26 protein-coding genes and 1 tRNA gene are annotated in these 26,779 nt (G+C 65.5%); 14 read left to right on the forward strand and 13 right to left on the reverse strand.

Annotated features, from left to right (window positions below):
• The first annotated feature begins 4 nt into the window (after nt 1–4).
• The 4 genes from ftsA to lpxC all read left to right on the forward strand — a co-directional run bounded on the left by ftsA (nt 5) and on the right by lpxC (nt 4,478).
• The gene (ftsA, locus tag LGN17_RS04215) at nt 5–1,237 is read left to right on the forward strand and encodes a cell division protein FtsA (protein ID WP_006487138.1); all 1,233 of its coding nucleotides are present in this window, start codon (nt 5–7) and stop codon (nt 1,235–1,237) included.
• Between the two features lie 191 nt (nt 1,238–1,428).
• Nucleotides 1,429–2,625, forward strand: a complete 1,197-nt coding sequence (ftsZ, locus tag LGN17_RS04220; RefSeq protein ID WP_011350843.1) for a cell division protein FtsZ — start codon at nt 1,429–1,431, stop codon at nt 2,623–2,625.
• 188 nt (nt 2,626–2,813) lie between these two features.
• Nucleotides 2,814–3,320 (forward strand): peroxiredoxin, encoded by a 507-nt coding sequence (locus tag LGN17_RS04225; protein ID WP_175955803.1) that lies wholly within the window; start codon nt 2,814–2,816, stop codon nt 3,318–3,320.
• Between the two features lie 240 nt (nt 3,321–3,560).
• On the forward strand, nt 3,561–4,478 hold the full coding sequence (lpxC, locus tag LGN17_RS04230) for a UDP-3-O-acyl-N-acetylglucosamine deacetylase (RefSeq protein ID WP_011350845.1): 918 nt from the start codon (nt 3,561–3,563) through the stop codon (nt 4,476–4,478).
• An 86-nt stretch (nt 4,479–4,564) separates the two neighbouring features.
• Here lpxC and LGN17_RS04235 read toward each other — a convergent pair whose 3' ends face one another.
• Nucleotides 4,565–5,041, reverse strand: coding sequence for a DUF721 domain-containing protein (locus LGN17_RS04235; protein ID WP_175955535.1), 477 nt, complete (start codon nt 5,039–5,041; stop codon nt 4,565–4,567).
• A gap of 256 nt (nt 5,042–5,297) precedes the next feature.
• On the opposite strand from LGN17_RS04235, the gene secA reads away from it, so the two are divergent.
• From secA to LGN17_RS04255, 4 genes are all read left to right on the forward strand, one after another.
• A complete protein-coding gene (secA, locus tag LGN17_RS04240) occupies nt 5,298–8,096 on the forward strand; it encodes a preprotein translocase subunit SecA (protein ID WP_226195302.1) in 2,799 nt (932 codons plus the stop codon).
• 144 nt (nt 8,097–8,240) lie between these two features.
• A complete protein-coding gene (gene argJ, locus LGN17_RS04245) occupies nt 8,241–9,482 on the forward strand; it encodes a bifunctional glutamate N-acetyltransferase/amino-acid acetyltransferase ArgJ (RefSeq protein ID WP_175971411.1) in 1,242 nt (413 codons plus the stop codon).
• A gap of 19 nt (nt 9,483–9,501) precedes the next feature.
• Nucleotides 9,502–10,371, forward strand: coding sequence for an ATP-binding protein (locus LGN17_RS04250; protein ID WP_175955549.1), 870 nt, complete (start codon nt 9,502–9,504; stop codon nt 10,369–10,371).
• Nucleotides 10,368–10,826 carry an NUDIX domain-containing protein gene (locus tag LGN17_RS04255; RefSeq protein WP_175955551.1) on the forward strand — a complete coding sequence of 153 codons (459 nt, stop codon included), beginning with the start codon at nt 10,368–10,370 and terminating at the stop codon, nt 10,824–10,826. The genes LGN17_RS04250 and LGN17_RS04255 overlap by 4 nt, the downstream gene beginning before the upstream one ends.
• Before the next feature lie 60 nt (nt 10,827–10,886).
• On the opposite strand, the gene LGN17_RS04260 is transcribed toward LGN17_RS04255, so the two are convergent.
• The 9 genes from LGN17_RS04260 to LGN17_RS04300 all read right to left on the reverse strand — a co-directional run bounded on the left by LGN17_RS04260 (nt 10,887) and on the right by LGN17_RS04300 (nt 18,796).
• On the reverse strand, nt 10,887–11,087 hold the full coding sequence (locus LGN17_RS04260) for a DNA gyrase inhibitor YacG (RefSeq protein ID WP_226195303.1): 201 nt from the start codon (nt 11,085–11,087) through the stop codon (nt 10,887–10,889).
• Nucleotides 11,088–11,112: 25 nt separating this feature from the next.
• The gene (gene zapD / locus LGN17_RS04265; protein WP_039353119.1) at nt 11,113–11,868 is read right to left on the reverse strand and encodes a cell division protein ZapD; all 756 of its coding nucleotides are present in this window, start codon (nt 11,866–11,868) and stop codon (nt 11,113–11,115) included.
• Nucleotides 11,869–11,975: 107 nt separating this feature from the next.
• The gene (coaE, locus tag LGN17_RS04270) at nt 11,976–12,584 is read right to left on the reverse strand and encodes a dephospho-CoA kinase (protein ID WP_226195304.1); all 609 of its coding nucleotides are present in this window, start codon (nt 12,582–12,584) and stop codon (nt 11,976–11,978) included.
• Between the two features lies 1 nt (nt 12,585).
• Nucleotides 12,586–13,497: a prepilin peptidase gene (locus tag LGN17_RS04275; RefSeq protein WP_226195305.1), complete on the reverse strand. Its 912-nt coding sequence runs from the start codon at nt 13,495–13,497 to the stop codon at nt 12,586–12,588.
• A gap of 45 nt (nt 13,498–13,542) precedes the next feature.
• A complete protein-coding gene (locus LGN17_RS04280; protein WP_226195306.1) occupies nt 13,543–14,754 on the reverse strand; it encodes a type II secretion system F family protein in 1,212 nt (403 codons plus the stop codon).
• Nucleotides 14,751–16,028, reverse strand: a complete 1,278-nt coding sequence (locus LGN17_RS04285; protein WP_226195307.1) for a GspE/PulE family protein — start codon at nt 16,026–16,028, stop codon at nt 14,751–14,753. The genes LGN17_RS04280 and LGN17_RS04285 overlap by 4 nt, the downstream gene beginning before the upstream one ends.
• 83 nt (nt 16,029–16,111) lie before the next feature.
• Entirely contained in the window at nt 16,112–17,404 is a 1,293-nt protein-coding gene (locus tag LGN17_RS04290; protein WP_226195308.1) for an HlyC/CorC family transporter, read from the reverse strand.
• Between the two features lie 141 nt (nt 17,405–17,545).
• Nucleotides 17,546–17,622, reverse strand: a tRNA-Pro gene (locus LGN17_RS04295).
• Between the two features lie 178 nt (nt 17,623–17,800).
• Nucleotides 17,801–18,796 carry a polyprenyl synthetase family protein gene (locus LGN17_RS04300; RefSeq protein ID WP_175955563.1) on the reverse strand — a complete coding sequence of 332 codons (996 nt, stop codon included), beginning with the start codon at nt 18,794–18,796 and terminating at the stop codon, nt 17,801–17,803.
• A gap of 210 nt (nt 18,797–19,006) precedes the next feature.
• On the opposite strand from LGN17_RS04300, the gene rplU reads away from it, so the two are divergent.
• The 4 genes from rplU to proB all read left to right on the forward strand — a co-directional run bounded on the left by rplU (nt 19,007) and on the right by proB (nt 22,114).
• Complete coding sequence (rplU, locus tag LGN17_RS04305; protein ID WP_006025184.1) at nt 19,007–19,318, forward strand: 50S ribosomal protein L21; 312 nt, start codon at nt 19,007–19,009, stop codon at nt 19,316–19,318.
• Nucleotides 19,319–19,342: 24 nt separating this feature from the next.
• Nucleotides 19,343–19,606 carry a 50S ribosomal protein L27 gene (gene rpmA / locus LGN17_RS04310; RefSeq protein ID WP_006476999.1) on the forward strand — a complete coding sequence of 88 codons (264 nt, stop codon included), beginning with the start codon at nt 19,343–19,345 and terminating at the stop codon, nt 19,604–19,606.
• A gap of 187 nt (nt 19,607–19,793) precedes the next feature.
• Nucleotides 19,794–20,906 carry a GTPase ObgE gene (gene obgE, locus LGN17_RS04315; protein ID WP_175955565.1) on the forward strand — a complete coding sequence of 371 codons (1,113 nt, stop codon included), beginning with the start codon at nt 19,794–19,796 and terminating at the stop codon, nt 20,904–20,906.
• A gap of 89 nt (nt 20,907–20,995) precedes the next feature.
• The gene (gene proB, locus LGN17_RS04320; protein WP_175971404.1) at nt 20,996–22,114 is read left to right on the forward strand and encodes a glutamate 5-kinase; all 1,119 of its coding nucleotides are present in this window, start codon (nt 20,996–20,998) and stop codon (nt 22,112–22,114) included.
• A gap of 95 nt (nt 22,115–22,209) precedes the next feature.
• Here the strand turns inward: proB and LGN17_RS04325 are convergent, their stop codons facing one another.
• Nucleotides 22,210–22,818 (reverse strand): CNP1-like family protein, encoded by a 609-nt coding sequence (locus LGN17_RS04325; protein ID WP_226195309.1) that lies wholly within the window; start codon nt 22,816–22,818, stop codon nt 22,210–22,212.
• A gap of 13 nt (nt 22,819–22,831) precedes the next feature.
• Nucleotides 22,832–23,479 (reverse strand): RNA pyrophosphohydrolase, encoded by a 648-nt coding sequence (locus LGN17_RS04330; RefSeq protein WP_034182660.1) that lies wholly within the window; start codon nt 23,477–23,479, stop codon nt 22,832–22,834.
• 218 nt (nt 23,480–23,697) lie between these two features.
• Between LGN17_RS04330 and LGN17_RS04335 the strand changes: the two genes are divergently transcribed.
• Together LGN17_RS04335 and LGN17_RS04340 are read left to right on the forward strand one after the other, a co-directional pair.
• On the forward strand, nt 23,698–25,434 hold the full coding sequence (locus LGN17_RS04335; protein ID WP_226195310.1) for a proline--tRNA ligase: 1,737 nt from the start codon (nt 23,698–23,700) through the stop codon (nt 25,432–25,434).
• 21 nt (nt 25,435–25,455) lie between these two features.
• On the forward strand, nt 25,456–26,058 hold the full coding sequence (locus LGN17_RS04340) for a MarC family protein (protein ID WP_009688453.1): 603 nt from the start codon (nt 25,456–25,458) through the stop codon (nt 26,056–26,058).
• A 93-nt stretch (nt 26,059–26,151) separates the two neighbouring features.
• Here LGN17_RS04340 and LGN17_RS04345 read toward each other — a convergent pair whose 3' ends face one another.
• Complete coding sequence (locus tag LGN17_RS04345) at nt 26,152–26,703, reverse strand: hypoxanthine-guanine phosphoribosyltransferase (RefSeq protein WP_175955572.1); 552 nt, start codon at nt 26,701–26,703, stop codon at nt 26,152–26,154.
• Between the last annotated feature and the right edge of the window lie 76 nt (nt 26,704–26,779).

Below are 26,779 nucleotides of genomic sequence, written 5' to 3' on the forward strand. Positions count from 1 at the left end.
CTTTATGAGCAAAGACTACAAGGATCTGCTGGTTTCCCTCGACATCGGCACGTCGAAGGTGGTGGCCATCGTCGCCGAGCTGAAGGGCGAGGGCCACTACGAGGTGATCGGTCTCGGCCAGAGCGAGTCGAAGGGTCTGAAGAAAGGTGTGGTGGTCAACATCGAGGCCACCGTGCAGTCGATCCAGCGCGCGCTCGAGGAAGCCGAGCTGATGGCCGACTGCAAGATCACCAACGTGTTCACGGGGATCGCGGGCAGCCACATCCGCAGCTTCAACTCGAGCGGGATGGTTGCGATCAAGGACAAGGAAGTCACGCAGACCGACGTCGCGCGCGTGATCGAGACTGCGAAGGCGATCAACATCCCGACCGACCAGCAGGTGCTGCACATCCTCACGCAGGAATTCATCATCGACGGCCAGGAAGACGTGCGCGAGCCGATCGGCATGAGCGGCATCCGGCTGGAAGTGAAGGTGCACATCGTGACGGGCGCGGTGAGTGCCGCGCAGAACATCGTCAAGTGCGTGCGCCGCTGCGGGCTCGAAGTGAACGACCTGATCCTGCAGCCGCTCGCATCGTCGCTGGCTGTGCTGACGGAAGACGAGAAGGATCTCGGCGTGGTGCTGGTCGACATCGGCGGCGGCACGACGGACATCGCGATCTTCGCCGAAGGCGCGATCCGTCACACCGCGGTGATTCCGATCGCCGGCGACCAGATCACGAGCGACATCGCGATGGCGCTGCGCACGCCGACGCCGGACGCGGAAGACATCAAGGTCGGCTACGGGATCGCGAAGCAGGCGCTCGCCGATCCGGACGAGATGGTGGAAGTACCGGGCCTCGGCGAACGCGGCCCGCGCACGCTGTCGCGCCAGGCGCTCGCAGCCGTGATCGAGCCGCGCGTCGAGGAACTGTTCTCGCTCGTGCAGCAGGTCGTGCGCGAATCCGGTTACGAAGAACTGCTGAGCTCCGGCGTGGTCATTACCGGCGGTGCCTCGATGATGCCCGGCATGGTCGAGCTCGGCGAAGACATTTTCCTGAAGCCGGTGCGCATCGGGGCGCCGGAGTATGCAGGCGGCCTTTCCGACGTCGTGCGCAACCCGCGCTACTCGACGGCGATGGGGTTGCTCGTCGAAGGCAGTGCCCAGCGCATGCGCGGTCGCAAGGTCGCCGTGCAGTCCGGCAACGCGGGACAGGTGTTCTCGCGGATGAAGGAATGGTTCCTGAGCAATTTTTGAGTATTTCCACGGCTCGGCATGCCGAGCCTGCCCCCGAGGGGGCCAAGAAAACCTGGGGCGGCCCGGCGTTTTCTCGAGGACGAACCGAATCGAAATTCGCGCTGGTGCCGGCGGCTGGCGCGCGACAGGGGGTTGCCCGATCTCCTGCCGAATAACGGCCGAGTAGCAGTCATTCTCTTGACGGAGGCAACATGGAATTCGAAATGCTGGAAACCGAGACCAACGGCACCATCATCAAGGTGGTCGGCGTTGGCGGCGCTGGCGGCAATGCCGTCCAGCACATGATCAACCGCGGCGTGCAGGGCGTCGACTTCATCGTGATGAACACGGATGCGCAGGCGCTGTCGCGTTCGCGTGCATCGTCGGTGATCCAGCTCGGCAACACGGGTCTGGGCGCTGGCGCGAAGCCGGAAATGGGCCGTGCGGCAGCGGAAGAAGCGCGCGAGCGCATCGCCGACGCACTGCGCGGCGCGCACATGGTGTTCATCACGGCCGGCATGGGCGGCGGTACGGGCACGGGCGCGGCACCGGTGGTCGCGCAGATCGCGAAGGAGATGGGCATCCTGACGGTGGGTGTCGTCAGCAAGCCGTTCGAATTCGAAGGCGGCAAGCGCATGCGCGTCGCTGAAGCCGGTTCGCAGCAACTGGAGGATCACGTCGACTCGCTGATCGTCGTCCTGAACGACAAGCTGTTCGACGTGATGGGCGACGACGCCGAGATGGACAAGTGCTTCCAGTGCGCGGACGACGTGTTGAACAACGCGGTCGCGGGCATCGCTGAAATCATCAATGTCGATGGCCTCGTGAACGTCGACTTCGAAGACGTGAAGACGGTGATGGGCGAGCAGGGCAAGGCGATGATGGGCACGGCGACGGTCGCCGGCGTCGATCGCGCGCGCCTCGCGGCGGAACAGGCCGTGGCGAGCCCGCTGCTCGAAGGCGTCGATCTGTCGGGCGCGCGCGGCGTGCTGGTCAACATCACGTCGAGCCGTTCGCTGCGCCTGTCGGAAACGCGCGAAGTGATGAACACGATCAAGAGCTACGCGGCGGAAGATGCGACGGTGATCTTCGGTGCGGTGTACGACGATGCGATGGGCGATGCACTGCGCGTGACGGTCGTGGCGACGGGTCTGGGCCGTGCGGCGAAGAAGCAGCAGTCGGCACCGATGACGCTGCTGCGTACGGGTACGGACAACCAGCCGGTCAGCGCGGTTTCGCACGGCTATGCACCGACGCATCACGTCAGCACGGCAGACTACGGCGCGCTCGATACGCCGGCGGTGTGGCGCAATTCGCGCGAAACCGCGGCATCGCACGTGCAGGCGCTGCAGGAGAAGGGTGTCGACACGTACGACATCCCGGCTTTCCTGCGCAAGCAGGCTGACTGACGCAAACACAGGCGAAGCCGCGGCGAATCTGCCGCGGTATCGCCGGCGTGACGGATGCTACGGACCATGACAGGCCGCGTCGGCTGCGACGCCGGGCCGGGAAACGTGCCCTCTCCGCACAAGCGGGGCGGGATGGGCCATGCTGTCCGCAACACGCTGAAAAACCGTATCGCTATGAGGGACCAGCCATGATTCAAGTGGGCGACGCGCTGCCCGACGCGCAACTGTTCGAGTACATCGACGACGCGCGCGAAGGGTGCACGCTGGGGCCGAACGCCTGCAGCGTGCGCGACCAGGTTGCGGGAAAGCGGGTGGTGATCTTCGGATTGCCGGGCGCTTTCACGCCGACCTGCTCGGCGCAGCATGTGCCGGGCTATGTCGAACACGCCGAGCAATTGCGCGCGGCGGGCATCGACGAGATCTGGTGCGTGTCCGTCAACGACGCATTCGTGATGGGCGCATGGGGACGTGATCTGCACACCGCGGGCAAGGTGCGCATGATGGCGGACGGTAGCGCGGCTTTCACTCATGCGCTGGGGCTGACGCAGGATTTGTCCGCGCGTGGCATGGGAATTCGTTCCCTGCGCTACGCGATGGTGATTGACGGCGGTGTGGTCAAGACGCTGGCCGTCGAGGCGCCGGGCAAATTCGAAGTGAGCGATGCGGCGAGTGTTCTCGCGACGTTGACGCCCTGATCGTGCGGTGCGCCGTTGCCTTCCGGCAACGCTGCTCACCGGCCTCAGGGCAGTTGTAACACGGGCTGATGACCGGAAACGCCTCCGTTCCGGGCATCGGCCCGTCCCGTATCGGCGTGGGTAAACAGGCGAAACAGATTGATACGCAGTTTCAAACGACGCTGAATAGGGAATTACGCTATAATCTGCCCTATCGAATATAACTCCTGATTGATATCTTCAATCACGACGAAGAACATCATGTTGAAGCAGCGCACCATCAAATCCATCGTGAAGACCGTGGGTATCGGTGTCCACTCGGGCCGCAAGATCGAGCTGACGCTCCGTCCTGCCGCGCCGGGCACGGGCATCGTCTTCTCGCGTGTCGACCTTCCCACGCCCGTCGACATTCCCGCGGCGGCGACGTCGATCGGCGATACGCGGCTCGCGTCGGTGCTGCAGAAGGATGGCGTGCGCGTGTCGACCGTCGAGCACCTGATGTCGGCGTGTGCCGGCCTCGGCATCGACAACCTCTATGTCGACGTGACAGCCGAGGAAATCCCGATCATGGACGGCAGCGCGGCGACCTTCGTGTTCCTGATCCAGTCCGCCGGGATCGAGGAGCAGAACGCGCCGAAGCGCTTCGTCAAGGTGAAGAAGACGGTCGAAATCCGCGACGGCGACAAGTTCGCGCGTCTCGACCCGTACTTCGGCTTCAAGCTGAAATTCTCGATCGACTTCCGTCACCCGGCCGTCGACAAGACCGGCCAGGAACTCGAGGTCGATTTCGCGAATACGTCGTATGTGCGTGAGATCGCGCGTGCACGTACGTTCGGCTTCGCACACGAGGCCGAGATGCTGCGCGAGATGGGTCTCGCCCGGGGCGGCAGCATGGAAAACGCAATCGTGCTCGACGAGTACCGCATCCTGAACAACGACGGGCTGCGCTACGACGACGAGTTCGTGAAGCACAAGATGCTCGACGCGATCGGCGACCTGTACGTGATCGGCCATCCGCTGCTGGCGTCGTACACGGCGTACAAGTCGGGCCACGGGCTGAACAACGCGCTGCTGCGCGAACTGCTCGCGAACGAGGATGCGTACGAGATCGTCACGTTCGATGATCCGCAAGCCGCGCCGAAGGGTTTCGCGTTCGACATGCAGACGGCCTTCGCCTGACCTGCGTTCCGCGCAAATAATAAAAAAGCAGCCTTCGGGCTGCTTTTTTGTTGGCCGGGCACTTGCGCGGCTGGTAGCACATGCCATTAGCGCGGCTTAGCACCGTGCCGGGCCGCCATCCGCGCGAGCGCGGCCTGAAGCGGTGACGGTTCGAGATGGTCGGCCAGGTCGCGCAACGCCGACGCGCCGACCGACGTCATCCGCGCCTGCTTCACGTGCGGCGGCTCCGGCGCATCCTTCGGGCGCACCCGTACGCGCAGCGTCGAGACCGGCCAGCCGCGCTTTTGCAGATCGCCGAGCAGCCGCGGCTCGACCTGCCGCAGCCGCGCGGCCAGTGCGTTGTGCGCAGCAAAGAGGGTCAGGGTCCCGTCCTTCACGAAGCCGGGCTCGACGTGGTTCGCCAGGTAGTCGGGCAGGAGCGCGGCAAGATCGCGCTGCAGCGACGCGATTTGCTCGACGCCGGCGCGCAGCGCCGCGAATGCGTCGGTACGGCCGAGCACTTCGGATACGGGTTGCGGGCGATATGCGGCGGACGGGCCGAAACGCTTGGAAAATCGATTCATCGAGGCATTCTTCGGGCGCGCACGCGCGCGGACGTTGACGCCGATTGTACCCGCGCGGGCCCGGGCACGGGCGGCTTTCGCCCCGTGGGCCCGGCCATTGGCGCATAGTGTCCGTCCGGCCGAGACACGGGCGCACGCGTCCCCGCGTGCTAAAATTCGACGTTTGAGTCCACTAATTCGCTAAGCCGCCGAGGCTCGGGCGTCGGGGCGCGCAATTCGCGCCGGGCGCCGGTGCTGCGACGCAGGATCCGATCCGATGACAACCGGTTTTCTCCAGAAAATTTTTGGCAGCCGCAACCAGCGGCTCGTCAAGCAATACCAAAAGACCGTCGCGACGATCAATGCGCTCGAAACGCAGATCGAGAAGCTGACGGACGACCAGTTGCGCGGCAAGACGGACGAATTCCGCCAGCGGGTCGCGGCCGGCGAGTCGCTCGACAAGCTGCTGCCCGAGGCATTCGCGGTCTGTCGCGAGGCCAGCCGTCGCGTGCTGAAGATGCGGCACTTCGACGTGCAGATGATCGGCGGCATGGTGCTCCACTACGGCAAGATCGCGGAAATGCGCACAGGCGAGGGCAAGACGCTCGTCGCGACGCTGCCCGTGTACCTGAATGCGCTGGCCGGCCGCGGCGTGCACGTGGTGACCGTCAACGATTACCTCGCGCAGCGCGACGCCGAATGGATGGCGCGCCTCTACAACTTCCTCGGTCTGTCGGTCGGCATCAACCTGTCCGGCATGGAGCACGACCAGAAGCAGCAGGCCTACGCGGCGGACATCACGTACGGCACGAATAACGAGTTCGGCTTCGACTACCTGCGCGACAACATGGTCTACGAGACCGACGCGCGCGTGCAGCGGGCGCTGAACTTCGCGGTCGTCGACGAAGTGGACTCGATCCTGATCGACGAGGCACGTACACCGCTGATCATTTCGGGTCAGGCCGAGGATCACACCGAGCTGTACGTGCGGATGAACGCACTGCCGCCGCTGCTCGAGCGCCAGATCGGTGAAGAGAAGGCCGACGGCACGGGCGTCGAGAAGCCGGGCGACTACACGCTCGACGAGAAGGCGCGTCAGGTGTTCCTGACTGAATCGGGCCACGAGAAGGCGGAGCGCTTGCTCGCCGAATGGGGCCTGATCGGCGAGGGCGAGAGCCTGTACGCACCGCAGAACATCACGCTGATGCACCACGTGTACGCGGCGCTGCGCGCCCACACGCTGTTCCACAAGGATCAGCACTACGTCGTACAGAACGGCGAGGTGGTGATCGTCGACGAATTCACGGGCCGCCTGATGGCCGGCCGCCGCTGGTCCGACGGCCTGCACCAGGCCGTCGAGGCGAAGGAGCACGTGAAGATCCAGAGCGAGAACCAGACGCTCGCCTCGATCACGTTCCAGAATTACTTCCGGATGTACGCGAAGCTGGCCGGCATGACCGGTACCGCCGACACCGAAGCGTACGAATTCAACGAGATCTACGGTCTCGAGACGGTCGTGATCCCGACCAACCGTCCGCCGAAGCGGATCGACAAGCAGGACCAGATCTACAAGACCGCCAAGGAGCGCTACGACGCGGTGATCCGCGACATCCGCGACTGCTACGAGCGCGGCCAGCCGGTGCTGGTCGGCACGACGTCGATCGAGAATTCCGAGCTGCTGTCGCACCTGCTGAAGCAGGCAGGGCTGCCGCACGAGGTGCTGAACGCGAAGCAGCACGAGCGTGAAGCGGCGATCGTCGCGGAAGCCGGCCGTCCGCGCGCGATCACGATCGCGACCAACATGGCCGGCCGCGGCACCGACATCGTGCTCGGCGGCAACGTCGAGAAGCAGGCCGGCTTCATCGAGGCCGACGAAACGATCCCGGCCGACGAAAAGGCGCGCCGGATCCAGAAGCTGCACGACGAGTGGGAAACGCTGCACGAGCAGGTGAAGGCCGCGGGCGGCCTGCACATCATCGGCACCGAGCGCCACGAATCGCGCCGGATCGACAACCAGCTGCGCGGCCGTGCGGGCCGCCAGGGCGATCCGGGCTCGTCGCGCTTCTACCTGTCGCTCGACGACCCGCTGCTGCGCATCTTCGCGGGCGACCGCGTGCGCTCGATCATGGATCGCCTGAAGATGCCGGAAGGCGAGGCGATCGAGGCAGGCATCGTCACGCGCTCGATCGAATCCGCGCAGCGCAAGGTCGAAGCGCGCAACTTCGACATCCGCAAGCAGCTGCTCGAATACGACGACGTGTCGAACGACCAGCGCAAGGTGATCTACCAGCAACGTAACGAGCTGCTCGAAGCGCACGACATCACCGAGACGATCACCGCGATGCGTCATGGCGTGATTACCGAAGTCGTCCGCCAGTTCGTGCCGGAAGGCAGCATCGAAGAGCAGTGGGACGTGCCCGAGCTCGAGGAAGCGCTGCGCAACGACTGGCAGCTCGACCTCGCGATCCAGGAAATGGTGAACGAGTCGTCGTCGATCACGGCCGAGGAGATCCTCGACGCGGTGATGACGGCCGCCGACGAGCAGTACGAGGCGAAGGTCGCGATGGTTGGCCGCGAATCGTTCAGCGCGTTCGAGCGCTCGGTGATGCTGCAGACGGTCGACCGCCTGTGGCGCGAGCACCTCGCGGCGCTCGACCACCTGCGCCAGGGCATCCACCTGCGCGGCTATGCGCAGAAGAACCCGAAGCAGGAATACAAGCGCGAAGCGTTCGAGCTGTTCGCCGCGATGCTCGAGGCGATCAAGCAGGAAGTCACGCGCATCGTGATGAACGTGCAGATCCAGTCGCCGGAGCAGCTCGAGCAAGCCGCCGAGCAGATCGAGGAGCGTGGCGGTCATCTCGAGAACGTCGAGTACCAGCACGCCGATTACGCCGAAGCCGGTGCGCCGGTGGCGAACGTCGCGGCTGCCGCCGCGGCCACCGCGACGGCCGACATGGTCGGTAGCGCGATGACGCACAGCGGCCCAGGCGGCGAGATGCCGAAGGTCGGCCGCAACGACCCGTGCCCGTGCGGCAGCGGCAAGAAGTACAAGCAATGTCACGGGAAGCTGTCATGATCGACGGCGGCGCGCGTCACGCGTGCCGCTTCGTTCGCAGCTTCGAGTGAGTGATGTGAGTTGCGGCGGCCCGCGCGTGCGGCCGCCGGTTCTTCCAATCGATGCCGGCGTATGCCGGCATTTTCCATCCGGCAGGTGTGCCCCATGGCTGTCAATTTTCCGTCGATCGATCCCGCCCAACTGCATCCCGTCGCCGGCGTCACGCTCGGCTGGGCGGAAGCGAATATCCGCAAGCCGAATCGTAAGGACGTGCTGGTCATTTCCGTCGACGAAGGCGCGACGGTCGCGGGCGTATTCACCGAAAACCGTTTCTGCGCAGCGCCGGTCACCGTCTGCCGCGAGCACCTGGCGAAGGTGCGTGCAGGCGGCGCGGGCATTCGCGCGCTCGTCGTGAATACTGGCAATGCGAACGCGGGCACCGGCGAGCCAGGCCTCGTGAACGCGCGCGCAACCTGCACGGAACTCGCGCGCCTCGCGGGCATCGAGCCGGCGCAGGTGCTGCCGTTCTCGACCGGCGTGATCCTCGAGCCGCTGCCGATCGATCGCCTGAAGGCCGGGTTGCCGGCTGCGCTCGCGAACCGCAAGGCCGCGAACTGGTTTGACGCCGCGCAGGCGATCATGACGACGGACACGCTGCCGAAGGCCACGTCGCGCCAGGTGACGATCGACGGCCACACGGTCACGCTGACGGGCATCAGCAAAGGCGCGGGCATGATCAAGCCGAACATGGCGACGATGCTCGGTTTCCTCGCATTCGACGCGAACGTCGCGCAGCCGGTGCTCGACACGCTCGTGAAGGAAGTGGCCGACCGCTCGTTCAACTGCATCACGATCGACGGCGACACGTCGACGAACGACTCGTTCATCCTGATCGCGTCGGGCAAGAGCACGCTGCCGGCGATCACGTCGACCGATTCGCCGGCCTATGCGGCGCTGCGCGATGCGGTGACGGAAGTCGCGCAGGTGCTGTCGCAACTGATCGTGCGCGATGGCGAAGGTGCGACGAAATTCATGACGGTGCAGGTCGAAGGCGGCAAGAGTGTCGCGGAATGCCGCCAGATTGCTTACGCAATCGGCCATTCGCCGCTCGTGAAGACGGCCTTCTACGCATCCGACCCCAACCTCGGCCGGATTCTCGCGGCGATCGGCTATGCGGGCGTCGCGGATCTCGACGTCGACAAGATCGACCTCTACCTCGACGACGTGCTCGTCGCGCAGGCGGGCGGGCGCAACCCGGCCTACCAGGAAGAGGACGGCCAGCGCGTGATGAAGCAGAGCGAAATCACGATCCGCGTGCTGCTCGGCCGCGGCGACGCGCAGGCCACCATCTGGACGTGCGACCTGTCGCACGACTACGTGAGCATCAACGCGGATTACCGCTCCTGATCGGGAGTGCCCGAACGACATGGACAAGCTTGAACAGTTTCTGACGCGCGCCGAAGCGCTGCTCGGCCGTCTCGAGGGGATGCTGCCGCCCGCGCCGGCAGCGGTCGACTGGAATGCCGCCCACGCGTTCCGCTGGCGCACGCGCCAGGGGCGCGGCTATCTGCAGCCGGTGCCGGCCGTTTCGTCGATCACGCTCGATGATCTGCACAACATCGATCGCCAGAAAGGGCTGATCGAACAGAACACGCGGCAGTTCGTGCAGCAGAAGCCGGCCAACAACGTGCTGCTCACCGGCGCGCGCGGTACCGGCAAGTCGTCGCTGATCAAGGCGTGCCTGAACGCGTATGCGAAGGACGGGCTGCGCCTGATCGAAGTCGACAAGGACGACCTGCACGATCTCGGCGACATCGTCGATCTGATCTCGCAGCGTCCGGAGCGGTTCATCGTGTTCTGCGACGACCTGTCGTTCGAGGAGGGCGAGTCGGGCTACAAGGCGCTGAAGGTCGCGCTTGACGGCTCGATCGCCGCGCAGTCGGACAACGTGCTGATCTACGCGACGTCGAATCGCCGCCATCTGCTGCCCGAGTACATGAGCGACAACGAGACGTACAAGCATCTCCCGGATGGCGAGATTCACCCCGGCGAGGTCGTCGAGGAAAAGATCTCGCTGTCGGAGCGCTTCGGCCTGTGGGTCAGCTTCTATCCGTTCAAGCAGGATGACTACCTCGACATCGTCGGGCACTGGCTGCGTCATTTCGGCTGCCCGGATGCGGAGATCGAATCCGCACGCGGCGACGCGCTCGTGTGGGCGCTCGAGCGCGGCTCGCGGTCGGGACGCGTCGCGTGGCAGTTTGCGCGCGACTGGTCGGGCCGCAAGGAGCAGGCATGAGCGCGGATCTCGCACAAGGCGCGGCGCGCGCGCCCGATGGCCGCAAGGTGACGGAAGTCGCGGTCGGCGTGATGGTGCAGCCGGACGGCCCGGTCGGCCGCTGCCGCTACCTGCTCGCGCAGCGGCTGCAAGGCAAGCCGTATGAAGGCTACTGGGAGTTTCCGGGGGGCAAGCTGGAGGCTGGCGAAAGCGTCGAGGACGCGCTTGCGCGCGAACTGCACGAGGAACTCGGTATCGAAGTCACGGCCAGCCATCGCTGGCACACGCTCGAGCACGATTATCCGCATGCGTACGTGCGGCTGTATTTCTGCAAGGTGACGGGTTGGACGGGCGAGCCGCACAGCAAGGAAGGGCAGGCGTTCGTGTGGCAGCAACTGCCGGTCGACGTCGCGCCGTTGCTGCCGGCCGCGCTGCCGGTGCTGGAATTGCTCGAGAAGGAAGCCGCGTCGAACTGACGCCACCATGGCCTGCCGGAAAGGCGGGCCATATCACTAGCGGGCGGTGCCGCGCGCCGCTTAGCTGTCTCGACGGTTGTCCGCGCCGTCCTCCTCCGACGAGGGGCCCTCGTCGGAGGATCCACCGATCCGGTACTTTTCCGCGGCCCATGCGCCGAGGTCGAGCTGTTTGCAGCGGGCCGAGCAGAACGGGCGGAACTGATTTTCGGGCGTCCAGCGCACTTCGGCGCCGCACGACGGGCATTTCACAACGGTAGTCATACGAAAGCGATCCGGCCCGCGGCCGTTACAGATTGCACAGTGTCAGATGGAACGGCACGTCGATGTCCACCGCGCGCGGCCGCACATCGCCGTCCTGCATGGTGAACCGTACCCACAGCATGTATTTGTTGGCGCTCGCTTCGGGAATGACGCGCAGCTCCGGCGGCACGCGCACCTGCATCAATTGGTACGTGCGGCCGGACAGCATCTGCTGGTAACTGCCTTGCATCGCCATGACCTTCGACGCCTGGCCCGATTCGCGCGCGAGCCGCAGCACGATCGTCACGGCGTCGCGCAGCGGCAGCATCGGCAGGATCCACTTCGCGATGTCCTGGCGCCGCTGCTCGGCGGGCCATTGCTGCCATGCGTAGTACGACGGCAGGTCGAACTTGCACGTGCCGCCGGGAATCACCGCACGGCTGCGGATGCTGGCGAGCCACTCGTTGTCGACGAGGTGCTGCCCGGTCTTGCCCTGCATCTGCGCGAGATTCGCGAGCGTCTGCTCGATTTCGCCGAGCACGGCTTCGAGCGCGTTCTGCTCGATGCCCGGATTGCCGCGAAAGGGGGCGAGCGTCTGGCGCTGACGTTCGAGCTCCTTCATCAGATCCGATTTCAGGTCCGCGCGGCCCGTTACCTCGGCGATTTCGAACAGCGTCGTCAGCGCGACGTGGTGTTCACGCGGGTCCTCCTGAGCCAAAAAGAACGCGAAGCGCTCGAAGAGATCTTCGAGGCGCAACAGCGTGCGAATTCGCTCGTTGAACGGATACTCGTAAAGAATCAAGCGCGCTCGCCTCTTGGGTAGGAATTGAAACAATGCAGGACATTCTAATGCTCACTCTCTACCATAGCAACGCGCCAATTTCGTACACCATCACGATCGCGTGATGCTCAGTGCGCAGCGGCCGCGAACCCGAGATAGCGTTGGTGCAGTGCGTCGACCTGCGCGGCGAGCGTATCGGGTGTCGTCGCGTCGTTGACGATCACGTCGTCGGCCGCCGCGAGACGGGCTTCGCGCGTCGCCTGTTTCGCGATGATCGCTTCGACCTGCTCGCGCGTGAAGCCGTTGCGCCGCATCACGCGCGCAATCTGCGTTTCGACCGTGCAATCGACGACGAGCACACGATCGCTGCGCGCCTTCCAGTTGCCAGACTCGACCAGCAGCGGCACAACGAACATCACATACGGGCCTTGCGCTTCGCGCGCTTCGCGATCGGTCTCCGCGCGGATCAGCGGGTGCGTGATTGCTTCGAGGCGCCGGCGCGCGGCGTCGTCGCTGAAAATCAGTGCGCGCATCTTCGCGCGATCGAGCGAGCCGTCGGCGGCAACGAAGCCGCGGCCGAAGGCCTGTTCGATCGCGGGCATCGCGAGACCGCCCGGCGCGGTGATGCGATGGGCGATCAGATCGGTATCGACCAGCGACGCGCCGCGGGCGCCGAACAGATCGGCGACGGTCGTCTTGCCGCTGCCGATGCCGCCGGTCAGTCCGATTGCGAACATGTCAGCCTCCGAGCGCCGAATAGAAAGGGGTGCCGAAAAACAGCGTCGCGACGCCGCCTGCCGCGAGGAACGGGCCGAACGGAATCGGCTCCTCGAAGCGCATGCGGCCGCGCCAGGTCGCAATGAGCCCGACGATCGCGCCCGTCACCGCAGCGAACAGCACGACCTGCGGCAATGCGGCCCAGCCCATCCATGCGCCGAGCGCGGCGAGCAGCTTCAGGTCGCCGAAACCGATGCCCTCGATGCCCCGCAGCCATTTGAACAGCCAGTAGATCGACCACAGGAACAGGTAGCCGGCCATGGCCCCGATCACGGCCGAGCGCAGCGACGTGAATGTTCCGCCGAGGTTCAGCACGAGCCCGGCCCAGAGGAGCGGCAGCGTCATCGAGTCGGGCAGGTAGCCGGTCCGGATATCGATTGCGCTCATCGCGAGCAGCGCGGCGCACAGCGCAAACGCGGCAAGCGCGGCGACGGTCGGGCCGAATGCCGCGAGCGAGCCGGCGGCGAGCAGCGCGCACGCGAGCTCGACGAGCGGATAGCGGATGCCGATTGCGTGGCCGCAGCGCCGGCAGCGCCCGCGCAGCATCAGATAGCTGACGAGAGGGATGTTTTCCCATGCGCGCAGCACGTGGCCGCAATGCGGGCAGGCGCTGCGCGGGCGCCACAGATCGTAGCGCGGCGGGTAGCCGTCGTCGGGCGGGGCGCTCGCGTTGCCGGTCGCCTCATCGATCTCGGCCTGCCACGCGCGCTGCATCATCACGGGCAGCCGGTGCACGAGCACGTTCAGGAAGCTGCCGACGCAAAGGCCGATGGTGACCGCGAACGCATACTGCAGCGCGGGCGGCAGCATCGCCAGCGCGAGCAGCGTGCTCTCGGGCGAATCGGTAACGGCGTACAGGGGCGCTGGCATCATGAGGCTCAAGGTTCGGACTAAAAGGCGACAGATTCGGTTGCGATGCTACACCACGTTGCCGAGCTGAAGGATGGGCAGGTACATCGCGATCACGAGACCACCGACGAGTGCGCCCAGTACGATCACGATCAGCGGTTCGCCGAGCGCGGCGAGTGCATCGAAACGTGCGTCGAGCTGGCGTTCGCACAACGCGGCGATGTCGGCGAGCATCGTGTCGAGCGCACCCGTCTCCTCGGCGACGGCGATCGGTTGCACGACGTCGTCCGGAAAGCAGCCGGCCGACTGCATCGCGTCCGCGAGGCGTGCGCCGCGCAGCACGCGGGCTGCGATATGCGCAGTGGCGTGCTCGAACACCGGATGGCCGGCGGTGCGCTCGAGCGTGGCAAAGGCGTCGGCGAGCGGCACGCCGGCGCCGAGCAGCGTCGCAAGCGAGCGGCACCAGCGTGCGGCCGCGTACCGGCTGAGCGCACCACCCGCGAGCGGCGCGTGCAGCAGGTGCCGCGCGACAGCGTGGCGCAGCGGTGCAGACCGCCGCAGCGCGTGATGTGCTGCCAGCCCGGCTGCGGCCGCACCGGCAGCGAGCACGCCGCCCCACGCCGACAGCGCGGAGGACAGCGCGAGCAGCGCGCGGGTCGGTGCCGGCAGTGCGGCGCCAAAACCGTCGAAGATCTGGCGGAACGTCGGTACCACCCACACCATCAACGCGGCCGAGATCGCGAGCCCGAACAGGATGACGGCCGCCGGGTAGGCGAGCGTGGCCCGCGCCTTGCGCCACTGCGCGTCGGTGCGCTCGCGGTGCTCCGCGACCCGGGTCAGCACGATGCCGAGCGAGCCGGACGCTTCGCCAACTTCGATCAGCTGGCGATACAGCGTGCCGAACTGGGAGGGATAGCGTGCGAGTGCATCGGCGAAGCGTCGGCCGCCGACGATCTCGCGGGCGAGACCCGCGGCGATGCGCGGCAGGCCGTCGCGTGGCCGCGTGCGCGCGAGCATCTCGAGCGACGGCGCGAGCGGCAACCCGGCCTGCAGCAGGCTTGCGAGCTGGCGCGTGAAGCGCGTGACATCCCGCGCGTTGGCCGTTGGCGGCCGGGCCGGCCCGCGGACGTCGAGCGACAGTACGGCGATGCCGTCGCGTGCGAGCGCGGCACGTGCGCTCGCCGCGTCGAATGCGACGACGGTGCCGCGGCGCGACGTGCCGTCGCGACGGCGGCCGCGCCACGCGAAGCGGGTTTCACGCGGCGGCGTGCGCATGCTCATGTTGCAGGTGTCGCGGCGAGGGCTTCCGCGATGCTCGTCGTGCCGTCGTGGACGCGCGCGAGCGCCGCGTCGCGCAGACTGCGCACGCCTTCGGCCGCCACGCATTGCGCGAGTTCGCCGACACTCGCCCGTGCGACGATGCGTTCCGCCAGCCCGGGCGATACCGGCATGGTCTGATGCAGGCCGACACGGCCGCGATAGCCGATGCCGTGACAGGCCGGACAGCCGCGCGCGACGAACGGCCGCCATCCGGCTGCGAGGGCAGCCGGGTCGCAGCCGGTTTCGCGCAGGACGGGCACCGGTGCGTCCGAGTGCACGCGGCAGGCGGTACACAGCCGCCGGACGAGGCGTTGCGCGGTGACGAGGTGCAGCGCGGCCGCGAGGTTGTACGGTGCGACGCCGATGTCGAGCAGTCGCGCGACGGCGGCCGGCGCATCGTTCGTGTGCAGTGTCGACAGCACGAGATGGCCGGTCTGCGCGGCCTTGATCGCGACGTCGGCCGTCTCCGCATCGCGAATCTCGCCGACCATGATGATGTCCGGATCCTGCCGCAGCAACGCACGCAGTGCTGTCGCGAACGTGAGCCCCGCCTTTTCGGCGACACCGACCTGGCTGATGCCGTCGAGCTGGATCTCGGCGGGATCCTCGACCGTGCAGACGTTGTGTGCGTCGCGATCGAGCATCTGCAGCGCGCAGTAGAGCGACAGCGTCTTGCCGCTGCCGGTCGGACCCGTGACGAGCACGAGACCGTGCGGTGCGCGTATCGCGGCCTCCATCGCGGCCGCCTGCTGCGCGTCGAAGCCGAGGCGGGCGAGCGTGAGGTCGGGTGGCAGCGTCTCCAGGCGCCGCAGCACGAGCTTTTCACCGAACAACGTGGGCAGGGAGCTGACCCGGTAGTCGCCGCGCGTACCGCCGTCGATCACGATGCGCAGCCTGCCGTCCTGCGGGAGCCGCCGCTCGGCGATGTCCATGCGCGCGAGCACCTTGATCCGTGTGACGAGCGCGTCGCGCAGATGAAGGGGCGGCCGCGCATGTTCGTGCAGCACGCCGTCGATGCGAAGGCGGATGCGCCAGCCGGCTTCGAATGGTTCGACGTGGATGTCGGATGCGTCGCGCACGCGAGCCGCGTGAAGGGTATCCGTCAGCAACCGCACGGCCGGCGCATCGTCGAGCTGGGCCGCGTCGAGCGTGCGCGGTGCGGTGGCGGACGACGCATCGGAGTGAGCGGGCGGCGGCTGCGCGCGCAGCGGCGCCCCGGGAGGAGGGAAATGCATGTGAGCCGGCGCGCTGGCCGCCTGTTGACCGTGACCAGCAGATGGTCGCGCGTCGCGGGCGGCGCCGGCAGTCAGCCGTTCGGCTAGCGCGCGGTGACGCGTGCGGTGCGCGAGCCGCGCGGCTTGAAGAGCTTGACGGTGCGCACGGCCTGATCGTCGCTGCGCATCACTTCAAGCATCACATCACCGATTTTCAGGCACACGTCGTCTTCCGGAATTTCCTCGAGGATTTCGAGCACCAGGCCGTTCAGCGTCTTCGGCCCGTCGGTCGGCAGCTTCAGGTGCAGCCAGCGATTCAGTTCGCGCAGCGGCATGCTTGCCGAGACGATGCATTCACCGTTCTCGTCCCAGCCGCCCGCGCGTTCGCTGCGCGGCATCGACGTCGTGAATTCGCCGATCAGCTCTTCGATGATGTCTTCGGGCGTGACGAGCCCTTCGAGCTCGCCGTACTCGTTGACGACGAGCGCGGTCCGCTGCCGCGTTTCCTGGAAAAACTGGAGTTGCTGGACCACCGGCGTGCCGGACGGCACGTAGTACGGCTCGGCGAGCAGCGTGCGTAGCGTCTCGCGGTCGAACTCCTGGTTGTGCAGCGCGGTCAGCGTCTTGCGGACGTGCAGCACGCCGAGCACCTTGTCGATGTCGCCTTCATAGACGACGAGCCGGTTGTGATAGCAGGTTTCGAGCTGGTGCAGGACGTCGTCGAGCGGCGCGTAGAAGTTGAGCGACTCGATCTGGCGGCGCGGCACCATCACGTCGTCGACCGTGATGTTCTCGAGGTCGAACAGGTTGAGCAGGATGCTGCGGTGCTTGGTCGGCATGAAACTGCTCGACTCGAGCACGATGGCCCGCAGTTCGTCGGCCGACATTCGCTGGTCGCGACCCTTCTTCGTGTTGATGCGCAGCACCCACAGCACGCCGTTCGCGAGTGCGTTGACGAACCAGACGACCGGCTTGAACACGCGCATCAGCGGCGCGATCACGAGGCTCGCGGGCAGCGCGATGCGTTCGGGGAACGTCGCGCCGACGATCTTCGGCGCGATTTCGGCGAACACGATGATCAGGAACGCGACGATGCCGGTCGCGATCGACAGCGCGAGGTTGTTGCGGCCGAACGTATGCAGCGCGAGCGACGTCGTCAGGACCGGGATGATCGTGTTGAACAGGTTGTTGCCGATCAGGATCACGCTGAGCAGCAGGTCAGTGCGCGTCAGCAGCCCTTGCGTGGTTTTCGCGCCGAGTGCGCCCTGGCCGGCGAGATGCTTCAGCCGATGGCGGTTGAGCGCCATCATCGCGGTCTCGGAAATCGAAAAGAAGCTGGAACAGAGGAGAAGCAGGAAGACGGCGCCGATTTGCGCCCATAAGGGAATTTGGTCCACGCGTTGGAAGGGCAGTGAAGGACAGGGATGGAAGGAATATAGCAGAGGCCGGCGGCTGCGATGTGTCGTGCGCGACACGAGGGCCTGCGGCGGCCGGGCAAAAAAAAAACCGTGCACGAAGTGCACGGTTTTTTACAAATCTGGTCGGGGTGAGAGGATTCGAACCTCCGGCCTCTACGTCCCGAACGTAGCGCTCTACCAGGCTAAGCTACACCCCGATTTGGACTCTTCCGACTCCGCAGTTTTCTTCAAGACCGCTGCGTCGTCGAGCAAGAACATAACTATAACGACGTTTCTTTAAAAAGGGAAGGCCTTGGAGAAGAAATTTTTCGAGACAGGTGATTTTCCCGTGTCGAACATGCGTAGCAGCCCGTGGCGGCGACGCATGGCATGGACTTACGACTGTCGCGACGTCGAGTACGAGCACAACGCGAGCAGGCTTTCCTTGTAGATCGAATCGGGGAACGCGACGATTGCCGCCGCCGCCGCCTGTGCTTCCTGGCGTGCGCATTCGAGCGTGTGGTCCAGTGCGCCGGAGCGTGTGATCGCTTCGAAAATCGTGTCGAAGCGATCGGTGCCACCCTGTTCGATCGCCTCGCGTGCCAGCGCCGACTGTTCGGGCGTGCCGCGTTCGATCAGATAGATCAGCGGCAGCGTCGGCTTGCCTTCGCGGAGATCGTCGCCGGCATTCTTGCCCATTGCCTCGACGGTGCCCGCGTAGTCGAGCCAGTCGTCCATGATCTGGAACGCGGTACCGATCCGGCGGCCGTATTCGGCGGCGGCAGCCTCGGTCGGCGCATCGGCGCCTGCGAGTACCGCGCCCAGGCGCGCCGACGCCTCGAACAGCTTGGCCGTCTTGTAGCGGATCACCTGCATGTAGCGCGTTTCGTCGACGTCCGCGTCGTGCATGTTGAGGAGCTGCAGTACCTCGCCTTCGGAAATGATCGTCGTCGCTTCGGACAGGATCTCCATCACGCGCATCTTGCCGACCCCGACCATCATCTCGAACGAGCGCGAGTAGAGGTAGTCGCCTACCAGCACGCTCGCTGCGTTGCCGAACAGCGCATTGGCGGTCTGGCGGCCGCGGCGGAGCTCGGATTCGTCGACGACGTCGTCATGCAGCAGCGTGGCCGTGTGGATGAACTCGACGACGGCGGCCAGCACATGCCGCTGGTGCGACGTCTCGCCAAGCGCGCCGGCGACGAGCAGCAGCAATGCCGGGCGCAGCCGCTTGCCGCCCGCGCCGATGATGTATTCGGCGATCTGGTTGATCAGCAGCACATCGGACGCGAGGCTTTGCCGGATAACGCGATTCACCTGCTCCATGTCACTGGTGATCGGAGCGAGCAGATGGGCGGCGCTGAGGGTGGGGGAGGCGGTGGACGACGACATGATGATGGAATTGGGTGATGCGGCGGATTATAAGTCGAATCCGAGATATCCCGGTCTGTCACACGTGCCGCAGCCTTGAATTTGGCCGTTTGGCCGAGGCCCGCGCGCGGCAATCGTCAATCGGTTTTGACTCCGGTGCTAACCCCATGTATAATCACGTGTTTTCCGCGCGTGGTGTGCGGAAAAATTGGATCCAGAGTGAGGTTCTCAATGTACGCGGTCATAAAAACCGGCGGCAAGCAGTACAAGGTTGCCGTTGGCGAAAAACTCAAAGTAGAACAGATACCGGCTGACATTGACGCTGAAATCACGCTCGACCAGGTTCTCGCAGTGGGCGAAGGCGAATCGATTAAGTTCGGTACGCCGCTGGTCAGTGGGGCTTCCGTCAAGGCCACCGTTGTGTCGCACGGTCGTCATGCCAAGGTCACCATCTTCAAGATGCGTCGCCGGAAGCACTACCAAAAGCACGGCGGCCACCGCCAGAACTACACTGAGCTGCGCATCGACGCGATCAACGCGTAAGCGCCTCGGTAAAGGAGCAATCAGATGGCACACAAAAAGGCAGGCGGCTCTTCCCGGAACGGCCGCGACTCCGAGTCGAAACGTCTCGGCGTGAAAGTGTACGGCGGCCAGGCAATCAATGCCGGCGGCATCATCGTGCGTCAGCGCGGTACGCGCATGCACGCAGGCGAGAACGTCGGCATGGGCAAGGATCACACCCTGTTCGCGCTGGTCGACGGTCACGTCAAGTTCGCGACGAAGGGCGCGGACAAGAAGCATCTGGTCATCGTTGTCCCGGCGGCTGCCTAAATTCAGGCACCCAAGGGCTTCGTAGCCGAAAGGCCCCGCAGTCTTCGCGGGGCCTTTTTTATTTGGTCGACGGGCGCGTGTGCGTTCAGGCGACCATCGCGCAACCGGCGTACGATCGGCCGAACGGCAGATTGTTCAAGCGCGCCGGCGCGCGGCACAATAGCGGAAATACTGGGCGGAGTGACGAATGAAGTTCATTGACGAAGCACGAATCGAAGTCATCGCCGGCGACGGAGGCGATGGCAGTGCGTCGATGCGCCGCGAGAAATTCGTCCCGTTCGGCGGGCCGGACGGCGGCGACGGCGGCCGGGGCGGTAGCGTGTACGCGATCGCCGACCGCAACATCAACACGCTGATCGACTACCGTTACGCGAAGAAGCATCTGGCACGCAACGGCGAAAACGGGCGCGGCTCGGATTGCTACGGCAAGGGCGGCGACGACGTCACGCTGCGCATGCCGGTCGGCACGATCATCAGCGACATGGATACCGGCGAGCTGATCGCCGACCTGACCGAGCACGACCAGCAGGTGATGCTTGCGCAGGGCGGCGCCGGCGGGCTCGGCAACCTGCATTTCAAGTCGAGCACGAACCGCGCGCCGCGCCAGAAGACGGACGGCAAGCCCGGCGAGCGTCGCATGCTGAAGCTCGAGCTGAAGGTGCTCGCCGATGTCGGCCTGCTCGGCATGCCGAACGCGGGCAAGTCGACGTTCATTTCGTCGGTGTCGAACGCGAGGCCGAAGATCGCCGACTACCCGTTCACGACGCTCGCGCCGAATCTCGGCGTGGTGCGTGTCGGTCCGAGCAAGAGCTTCGTGATCGCCGACATCCCGGGGCTGATCGAGGGCGCCGCCGAAGGCGCGGGCCTTGGCCATCAGTTCCTGCGCCACCTGCAGCGCACGGGCGTGCTGCTGCATCTCGTCGATCTCGCGCCGTTCGACGAAAGTGTCGATCCGGTTGCGGAAGCGAAGGCGATCGTCGGCGAACTGCGCAAGTACGACGAGGCGCTCTACGAGAAGCCGCGCTGGCTCGTGCTCAACAAGCTCGACATGGTGCCGGAAGACGAGCGCAAGGCGCGCGTCGCGGATTTCCTCGAGCGCTTCGAGTGGGATGGCCCCGTGTTCGAGATCTCGGCACTGACGGGGCAGGGTTGTGAAGCGCTGTGCTATGCGATCTACGACTATCTCTCCGAACATTCGGACGCGCATCGCGCGGCGGAGGCGGAAGATCTCGCGGCAGACGTGCGTTTCCGCGACGCGCCGCCTGCCAAGGGCGATGCAGCGCCGGGCGACGACGCCTGAACGGTTCCGAGCGCGCCGGGCTTGCGGCCCGGCGTCGGCGTTCAATCGCGCCCGGCCGGGCAGGCATCAGATACAGGAGACAGTGCAGGATGCGTTCGATCATCGCGGATTCGAAGCGATTGGTGGTGAAGGTGGGCTCCAGCCTCGTGACCAACGACGGCAAGGGGCTCGATCATGCGGCAATCGGCCGTTGGGTGGCCCAGATCGCCGCATTGCGCGCCCAGGGCAAGGAAGTCGTGCTCGTCAGCTCGGGCGCGATTGCCGAAGGGATGCAGCGGCTCGGCTGGAGCAAGCGGCCGCGGGAAATCGACGAGTTGCAGGCTGCCGCCGCAGTCGGCCAGATGGGGCTCGCGCAGGTCTATGAGAGCCGCTTCGCCGAGCACGACATCCGCACCGCGCAGATTCTGCTGACGCATGCCGACCTGGCGGACCGCGAGCGTTACCTGAATGCGCGTTCGACGATGCTGACGCTGCTGCGGCTTGGGGTCGTGCCGATCATCAACGAGAACGACACGGTCGTCACCGATGAAATCAAGTTCGGCGACAACGACACGCTCGGCGCGCTCGTTGCAAACCTGATCGAAGGCGATGCACTGATCATCCTGACCGATCAGTCGGGGCTGTTCACGGCCGATCCGCGCAAGGATCCGGGCGCGACGCTCGTTGCGGAAGCCAATGCAGGCGCGCCGGAACTTGAGGCGATGGCCGGCGGCGCGGGCTCGAGCCTCGGCCGCGGCGGGATGCTGACGAAGATCCTCGCGGCGAAGCGCGCGGCGCACAGCGGCGCGAACACCGTGATCGCGAGCGGCCGGGAGGCCGACGTGCTCGTGCGTCTGGCGGCGGGCGAGGCGATCGGCACGCAACTGATCGCACGTACCGCGCGGATGGCGGCGCGCAAGCAGTGGATGGCCGACCATCTTCAGGTGCGCGGTCATGTCGTGATCGACGCGGGCGCGGTCGAGAAGCTGACGGCCGGCGGCAAGAGCCTGCTGCCGATCGGCGTGATCGATGTGCAGGGCGCGTTCGCGCGCGGCGAAGTCATCGCGTGTGTCGGCCCCGACGGGCGCGAAGTGGCGCGAGGGCTCACGAACTACAGCAGTGCGGAGACGAAGCTGATTCACCGCAAGCCGAGCGGCGAGATCGAATCCGTGCTCGGCTACATGCTGGAGCCCGAGTTGATCCATCGCGACAACCTGGTGCTGGTGTGACCATTCGTGGCGGTTCCTGCCGTCAAATGAAAAAGCCCGCGTGATGCGGGCTTTTTTATGCGGCGGACTGGGGCGCGGCCGGCGCCGCGCGCCCGTCAGCGCAACTGGCTCATCGCGGTGCGGTGAAACCGGATGTTTTCCAGGATCTGCTGGGTCGAGCCCTGCGGCATCTTGTTCGCGCAGAAGTAGTCCTGATAGAGCGCCGAGTGGTAGGCATTCAGCTCGCCGTTCTCGATGCGCCGCCAGTCGTTCTCGACCGTGCGATCCCAGCCGTCGTGATCCGAATTCAGGCCGGCATACTGGCGCCATTCATAGGTGTCGCAGCGGATCCCCTCGTAGTTCACGTTGCGCGCGCCGGCCGGGCTCGTGATGACGACCGCGTAGCGCACGACGCCATCGGTGCCGACCGCGAGCGACTTCGCATCGACGAAGAACTTGAGCGGCGTGTTCTGCGATACGGTGAACGGAAGCAGGTCGCCCGTTTGCGGCAGCGGCGGCAGCGAGTCGACCGCGTTTTCCTTCCAGGTGCCCTGGCGGTCCAGCAGATACACGAACGCGCTGTCATCCTTGTTGGTGGGCGTCTTCGAATTCGCGCAACCTGCCAGCGTGGCCGCGGCGACAATCGATGCGAGCGCGAGAGCAATCGCTTTCAATATGCATTCCTCGTAAAAAAAGGGCGCGACACCAAGGTCGCGCCCGGTCATGCAGTTTGATTCGTCATTTGCCGACGATCACGTGGGGCGGCATCTCGTCGAGCGTGCCCGCTTCCACTTCGATCTCCGAACAGACTACCGATGTATCGACAATCGTCAGCGTCTGCTGGGCCTGCGCGCCAATGACGCGCGGATAGCGCGACAGACGCGGCCCGCGCGGCTTCTCGGCTCGCTGCGCCGGGCGGCGCAGGAAGCGCGACAGTTCCGTCAGCGCCAACTGATAGACATCCCGCTTGAACTCGATCACCGCATCGAGCGGCACCCAGTACTCGTTCCAGCGCCACGCATCGAACTCCGGGTGGTCGGTCGCGCGCAAGCAAATGTCGCAATCGCGTCCAACCATCCGCAGCAGGAACCAGATCTGCTTCTGGCCGCGGTAATGACCGCGTACTTCGCGTTTAATGAACTTGTCAGGCACCTCATAACGCAACCAGTCGCGGGTGCGGCCGATTATCTTGACGTGTTCCGGATGCAGGCCCGTTTCCTCGTGCAGTTCCCGGTACATCGCCTGCATGGGGGTCTCGCCGTACTTGATCCCACCTTGAGGAAACTGCCAGGAATGCTCGCGGAGCCGCTTGCCCCAAAACACCTCGTTGCGCGCGTTCAAGAGGATGATGCCGACGTTCGGGCGAAAGCCTTCACGATCCAGCATACAACCACCTTCGAATCCTTTAAAATTGCTTTGATTATAAACAGATAACGGGCGCTGCGCACCGTGACGGAGCGAATCCGCGCGGGGGGCACCGGCTGATTCGTCCCTGATTAGTCTGCTACGTCATCTGCGCCATCGTCGTTCGTCGCGCGCAGCTTTTTCACCTTGAAACTTTTTCGGGCGCCCCGCCTGGGGGCGCCTTTTTTGGAACCGTCCGCATGAAAGCTTCCCGTTTCTTTATCGGCACCCTGAAAGAAGCACCCGCCGACGCAGAGATCGTCAGCCACAAGCTGATGGTGCGCGCCGGCATGATCCGTCGCGTCGCCGGCGGCATCTATAACTACCTGCCGGTCGGCCTGCGTTCGATTCGCAAGGTCGAGGCCATCGTGCGCGAGGAAATGAACCGGGCGGGCGCCATCGAGCTGCTGATGCCGGCCGTGCAACCCGCCGAGCTGTGGCAGGAATCGGGCCGCTGGGAGCAGTACGGCCCCGAGCTGCTGCGCTTCAAGGACCGCAAGGATAACGACTTCGTGATCGGGCCGACGCACGAGGAAGTCATCACCGACATCGCGCGCAACCAGATCAAGAGCTACCGGCAGATGCCGGTGAACTTCTATCAGATCCAGACGAAGTTCCGCGACGAGATCCGCCCGCGTTTCGGCGTGATGCGCGGCCGCGAATTCATCATGAAGGACGCGTACTCGTTCGACAAGGATGCGGCCGGCCTGAACGAGTCGTATCGCAAGATGTACGACGCGTACGTGCGCATCTTCACGCGCCTCGGCCTCGAGTTCCGTGCGGTCGCGGCCGACAGCGGCTCGATCGGCGGCAACTTCTCGCACGAATTCCACGTGATCGCCGACACCGGTGAAGACGCGATCGCGTACTGCCCGACGTCCGAATTCGCGGCGAATGTCGAGGCTGCCGAAGCGCTGCCGCTGATCGCCGAGCGTGCGGCGCCGGCCGAAGCGATGGAGAAGGTCGCGACGCCTGGCAAGGCGAAGTGCGAAGCCGTCGCCGAACTACTGGCCATCCCGCTCGAGCGCACGATCAAGTCGATCGTGCTCGCGACCGACAACGAAGGCGCCGAGCCGACCATCTGGCTCGTGATGCTGCGTGGCGATCACGACCTGAACGAGATCAAGGTGTCGAAGCTGCAGGGCCTGAAGAACCACCGCTTCGCGACCGAGCAGGAAATCGTCGAGTGGTTCGGCACGCCGCCGGGCTATCTCGGCCCGGTCGGCACGAAGAAGCCTGTGAAGGTGATTGCGGATCGCACGGTCGCGAACATGAGCGACTTCGTCGTCGGCGCGAACGAGGTCGACTACCACATCGCCGGCGTGAACTGGGGCCGCGACCTGCCGGAGCCGGACGTCGCCGACGTGCGCAACGTGCAGAAGGGCGATCCGTCGCCGGACGGCAAGGGCGTGATCGACATCTGCCGCGGCATCGAGGTCGGCCACGTGTTCCAGCTCGGCACCAAGTATTCGGAGGCGATGGGTGCGACGTTCCTCGACGAATCGGGCAAGCCGCAGCCGATGCTGATGGGCTGCTACGGCGTCGGCGTCACGCGCATTCTCGGCGCGGCGATCGAACAGAACTTCGACGACCGCGGCATCATCTGGCCCGAGTCGATCGCACCGTTCGAAGTCGTGCTGTGCCCGATGGGCTACGACCGCAGCGAAATGGTGCGCGAGACCGCCGACAAGCTGTACGCGGAACTCGTCGCAGCCGGCATCGACGTGATCCTCGACGATCGCGGCGAGCGCCCGGGCGTGATGTTCGCCGACTGGGAACTGATCGGCGTGCCGCATCGCCTCGTGATCGGCGAGCGCGGCCTGAAGGAAGGCAAGATCGAGTATCAGGGCCGCCGCGACGCCGAAGCGACGCTGCTGCCGGCCGACGCGGCTGCGGCGACGGTCGCGGAGAAGATCCGCGCCGCGCTCGCACGCTAAGCGCGCCGACCGGGGAACGCGGTGGAATACACCTTCCTGTCGGCCACCGTGCTCCTGGTGCTGATCACCGATCCGCTCGGCAACATCCCGCTGTTCATTTCGGCGATGCGGGACGTGCCGCGCGAGCGGCGCGTGAAGCTGATCCTGCGTGAAGTGGGGATCGCGTTCGTGATCCTGCTGTTCTTCATGCTGGTCGGCGACCGCTTCCTGCGGATGATGAGCCTCACCGACCTGTCGCTGCGGCTCGGCGGCGGGATCGTGCTGTTCCTGATCGCGTTGCGGATGATCTTCCCGCACCCGGACGGCGCGCTCGGCAACGATCCGCGCGCGGGTGGCGAGCCGTTCATCGTGCCGCTCGCGATTCCGGCGCTCGCCGGGCCGTCCGCGCTCGCGACGGTGATGCTGCTGACGTCGCAGGGGCCCGGCAAGATGCTCGAGTGGGTCGGCGCGCTGACGGTCACGATGATCGTCTGCGCGGTGACGCTGGTGCTCGCCGAGCGCATCCAGCAATGGATCGGCGAGCGGACCGTCGCGGCGTTCGAGCGGCTGATGGGCCTCGTGCTCGTCGCGATTTCGGTCGAGATGATGCTGGGCGGCATCCGTGCGTTCGTGCACCAGCTGTAGGGCGGGGCGGCGCACACCCAAGACGCCCAAAAAAAGCGGCGCTCCGGGAAACCGGAGCGCCGCTTTCTATTTATATAGTGCGGAGCGGGGCGCTCAGACGTTCGTGGTCAGCGCGCGGATCGTCGGCAGGTTGCGCCAGTAACCTTTCGCATCCATCCCGCAGCCGAACACGTAGCGGTCGGGCACCGAGAAGCCGCAGAAGTCGGGGTGCAGCGGCTTCGCCTTCGCGAGCGTCTTCTCGCAGAGCACGGCCGACATGAAGCGCTGCGCGCCCATGTCGAGGATGCGGTCGCGGATCGCGGCCATCGTCTCGCCTTCGTCGAGGATGTCGTCGAGCACGAGCACGATCCGGTCCTTCACCGATTCGCGCGGCGCGACGCGCCAGTGCATTTCCGGGCTGCCCTGCGTCGTATTGCGATAGCGGGTCAGGTGGATATAGTCGAATTCCAGCGGGAAATCGAGATGCGGCAGCAGCATCCCGGTAAACACCGCGGCGCCGCCCATCACCGAGAGAACGAGCGGGAACGCATCGCCGATCTCGGCGCGGATCGCGTCGGCCATCCGGGAGATCGACGCATTGACGGCGTCGGCCGAGACGATCTCTTCGGAGTGGTTGAAAATGTGGAGGGCTTCTTCGCGGTTCATGTGTTCTGGCGGGCAGTCGGTATACAAATAAGAATGAAGCAGAACGGCCGGCGCGCGCTACAGCAAAAACCCGCGC

Origin of the sequence: Burkholderia sp. AU30280 (genome assembly GCF_020420125.1) — a bacterium.
Classification (GTDB): Bacteria; Pseudomonadota; Gammaproteobacteria; order Burkholderiales; family Burkholderiaceae; genus Burkholderia.